General features: G+C 56.3%; 3 protein-coding genes. 2 read left to right on the forward strand and 1 reads right to left on the reverse strand.

What is annotated here, in order from left to right; genetic code table 11:
- The coding region (locus FKP22_RS22640; RefSeq protein WP_141289941.1) for an ArgP/LysG family DNA-binding transcriptional regulator at positions 1–652 on the forward strand (652 nt) is incomplete at its 5' end.
- A gap of 64 nt (positions 653–716) precedes the next feature.
- On the opposite strand, the gene FKP22_RS22645 is transcribed toward FKP22_RS22640, so the two are convergent.
- Positions 717–3,632 (reverse strand): AMP-binding protein, encoded by a 2,916-nt coding sequence (locus tag FKP22_RS22645; protein ID WP_141289942.1) that lies wholly within the window; start codon positions 3,630–3,632, stop codon positions 717–719.
- Positions 3,633–4,183: 551 nt separating this feature from the next.
- Between FKP22_RS22645 and FKP22_RS34395 the strand changes: the two genes are divergently transcribed.
- A partial coding sequence (locus FKP22_RS34395; protein ID WP_310733358.1) for an ATP-binding cassette domain-containing protein occupies positions 4,184–4,273 on the forward strand: 90 nt, incomplete at its 3' end.

Raw genomic sequence — 4,273 nt, forward strand, 5'->3', positions numbered from 1 at the left:
TGCTGCGCCAACGGCGCGGGTCACGCTGCCGGTGGCCGTCAACGCCGACAGCCTGGCGACCTGGTTTGTCGACGCTGCAGCCGCGCTGGCTTCGTCTCAGCCGGTGCTGTTCGACATCAGCCTTGAAGACCAGGACCACACCGCCGAGCGCTTGCGTTCGGGCGAGGTGGTGGCAGCCGTCACTGCACTGGCAGCGCCGGTGCCAGGCTGCCGCAGCGTGCCGCTGGGCAGCTTGCGCTACCGGGCGACGGCCAGCCCGGCCTACGTGGCGCGATTCTTCGCAGAAGGCGTGAACCCGCAGTCGCTGGCCGCCGCGCCTTGCCTGATCTTCAGCCGCCGCGACCGGCTGCAGGACAGCTGGATGCAGCTCGCTTTTGGCGCCTCGCCGCCGGTGCCCACGCACTGGTTGCCATCTACGCAGGCCTTTGTCGATGCGAGTGTTGCGGGATTGGGCTGGGGCATGAACCCCGAGCCGCTGGTGGCCGGTTTGCTGGCTCGCAGCGAGCTGGTGGAACTGCTGCCTGGGCGCAGTCTGGACGTGCCCTTGTACTGGCAATGCCGGCAGGGTTTGCCGCTGGCAGAAGTGTTGAGAGATTCTGTTTGCGGCGCTGCGGGACGGGTGCTGACAAGAAGCGGGGCGCCGTCGCTTTGAAGAAAGCTGGGCACTTCCGCGAGACCCGCTTTCGCAGATGCAATCAGACTTGCAATGTATGCAGTTACTTTGCCAGCCGTGCCGCGCGTTTGAGCTGATTCACCGCCTTGGCTTCATCGCGCATTTTCTTTTCCAGTTCACGCTTCACCTTCAATTCCCGCGTGTAGTCGTTCCTGTTCTCGCGGGCAACCTTGACCTTGGACAGCGTTGCACGGCGCTCAGGCTTGAAATCATAGAACCAATCTGAACCGCTCGGCGGTGAGGCGCCGGCAGTTTCGGAGTATTTGAGATTGGCCAGATTGGGATCCGACAAGTTCAGGGTGTTCCAGCGTGATCCAGTTCTCATGATGCCCGCAATCGGCACATCTACCTTGAATCCGCCCATCGCTCCCACGGAAAGTGCGCAGTCGAATTGATCCTTCAACGGTCCAATCACTTCTGGAGCGTAGCTGGGTGCATAGATGTAGGATTTATTCTCCAGCTCGATCTTTTTCCGAATGTAAGGAGCGCTTGCTGTTTTTCCCACAATGCAGAAGCGAGAATATGTGGATATCAGCTTGTCAATCGACTCCTTGCTGGCGTAGTGGGAGCAATAATGAGCCAAATCAACCACATCAAGCTGGTTCCGTTGACTGATTGGAAATCTTCTAACCGATTGCCCCTGCCTTTTTAGAAGAGACTCAATGTGGTCGACGAAAACATCCGGATCGACTGACAAGTCACCCCGCAAGGTTTCTTTTCCAGTCTCAATCTTGTAATCCCAATCGCCGGTGAATTCCGAAAACTCGGGGATCTGGCAAATCCTGAAGATGGGCGTATTCAAATACTCGGACAGCAGGCTTTGGGTGTTGTTGTAGTGGTTGAATGGAATGTCACACCCTGAGGCGATGGTGAGCGGCAGAAGATGATGGTTTTCAGGATAGCGTTGCCATCTGGTCGTCACCAAATCCGCCTTGGCATCTCGCTCGAAATTGTGCGAGAGGACAGTATAGACCTGGGTCGGTGGATAGAATAACTCGGCCGTGTCGTCTACCACGATCACGGAAGCGTTTCTTAGTTTGTTCAGGTGCCGATTGATGACAGAGAAATGCTCCGAGTTCGCGCGCGGCATGAAATATTCTTGAAATATCAGATCCGACAGGATGATGGGCGATGGCGGCAGGCAAACATGCTCAAAGGTCACGCGCAGCCCCAGGCGGCGGGAAAGCTCTTCCAGATGAGCCTCGGTGATGCTCTTGATGACGCCCGAATCAGCCAGCGAGACGATTCGAAATTCTTGCTGAGAATGGTCGTCATCTCGCGTTTTGCCTTCTTTGCCCAAGGCCTGAACGTATCGGTTCAGGCTCCATTCCCTATGGAAAGCGATATTGGCGTCAGAAATGATCAGTCTAAGCACCGTGATGGAGAGCGAGTCCAAAACCTCGACGCAGGGTAAATCCCAATCCACTGACGGAAAGGTCTTGCGCAGTTCTTCGGTGGCGTCGCCTCCATTCTCTGCAGATGCCTGCGCACGTGCCTGTTCCACTTGCAGCCAATGCTGTGCGCACTTCTTGCGGTTGAACTTTCCGGATGAAGTCTTGGTGAGGAAGCGAGGTGGCACGTGCCGTACTTCCACCTGCTCCAATCCCAGAATATCTTTGATGCCTTCAGCCAGTTCTTTTCCATTGCTTTTCTGGAAAAACCTGCTGTCTTCCACCAGAATGCAAGCCTTTTGAGTTCCCAGGCGTGGGTCCGGTATTTGAATTGCTGCGGAGCGGCCTTTGATCGAGGGATCAAGCCGGTTGACCGCCAGATCAATGTCAGACAGCATGAACTTTTTGCCTGCCTGTATCAGCAGGTCTCCTTTTCGGCCGGTGATGTACACCTGCCCCGACTGCATGACGCCGAGGTCTCCGGTCGGATAGTAGCCGTCTTCATCTCGGATATCGCTTGTCCCCACATAGTTGATGAGGGAGGTGGGGCTCTTGACATACACCTCGCCGTCTACTAGCTTGATTTTTACGCCGCTGATGGTCGGCCCGCAACTGATCACTTCGGTTGCGCCAATCTTGAGCGTTGAGATTCCTCTGCCCAAAGCCACTGCAAAAATGTTCTCTGCCATGGCGTAGCACGGGGAGATCAGGGTTTCAGGAATATTCAAATGAGCGACAAATTTCCGGCAGGTCTCAGGAGACACCGGCTCAGAGCATGAGACCCATCGCTTCATGGAAGGCAGGTTGCGCGGTGTCGCCTTCGACATGATTTCATACCCAAAATTGGGCATGTAGCAAATGGTGCCATGGTGGTTCTCAATCGCATCGAACAACATGACAGGGTTGGCGACCCAGATCATGGGGTCCATCATCACAACAGGTATTTTCAACAGCAGTGGCATGACAAAGCAGGCCACATAACCCATGTCGTGATAGAGAGGCAGCCAGCTTACGATCACGTCGCTCTCCGGCATGAGCCTTAAATCTTCGTTGTAGTCGTGGACATGCTTGTGCAAATTCTGGGAGGTGAACTCCATGGCTTTGCGATGGCCCGTCGTTCCCGATGACAGCTGAAGAATGGAGAATTGCTCGATGACCTCAATGGGTGCTGCCGTTTGATGATCGATTCCCGGGTCGGGGATGCACAGCGTGGAAACTGACGAATTTTCCAGTAGGCCACCGCAATGCGTATCCACCAGCAGGAGTGACACTTCTGCCAGAGCCATGGTGTTGCTGACCGATTCCGACCAATACTGAAAGCTTTGCTTCTTGGTGGGATACTGCATCATCAATGGCTTAAAACCTGCGGCCAAAGCCGCCAGCCAGTCCAGTACCAATGCGGGGCCGGATTGATGCAACAGTCCAACGACGGCTCCAGGTGCCGCCATTGCCATCATCAACTGTTGACGACGCGCAATTTCGTTTCCTGCTTCGCACAAGCGTAGCGTCTCAGATTGTCCTTTGGAGTCGATGAATGTGAAGTCAGGGAGTTGCGCGATGTTCAACATGAGATGTTTCTACTGGCAGTGGTGCCCCTTATTCGGGCAGGCAGCGCCAACTCTTTGCAATATTTATGCCATTCTAGCGTGTGTCCATTCTTGGCGAGATCCGAACGTCTGCATTTGGCGGCGAGATAAGTCACAAATCCGGCATTTGTACGCCGGGCTGAACAAGTGCTCGCATTCCGTGTCTTCACGCTTGATGCCCGGATTGCTGCCCATGCGTCCGCTTGTTGACGCGGTCCAAGGTGTGGCGGCCGGCCTGCCTTGGGCGCGTGGCGCGCTTGCTGCGGCGGTTGCGTCCGTGCTCGGGTTCGGCATGAACTGGGTGCTGGCTGTGATGCGTCGGTCGGTGTTGCGGCCGGAGGTTTGGATCAATCCTTGCGCGGCGATGGCGATAGGAAAACTGGACTCGAGGTGAGCGAGGGCCGCTTGCGCATCGCGCAGAAACAGGGTGGCCGCTCGCCTCGCGTACAGTTCCGCCCGTGAACTCTCCTGCATTGATCGAACTGAAAGCGGTTGATCGCCGCTACGAAACCGGGCTGTTGGCGCTGCAAGGCGTGGACCTGCGCATCGCGCCCGGTGAATTTGTCAGCCTGCTGGGCCCTTCGGGTTGCGGCAAGAGCTCGGTGCTGCGCCTGCTGGCCGGG

The sequence above is a fragment of the Ideonella azotifigens genome (assembly GCF_006519715.1).
In the GTDB taxonomy this organism is placed as follows: domain Bacteria; phylum Pseudomonadota; class Gammaproteobacteria; order Burkholderiales; family Burkholderiaceae_C; genus Ideonella; species Ideonella azotifigens.

Excerpts from the sequence above, each read along its gene's own strand:
- FKP22_RS22645 (WP_141289942.1), bottom strand. The coding sequence starts at position 3,632 with ATGTTGAACATCGCGCAACTCCCTGACTTCACATTCATCGACTCCAAA.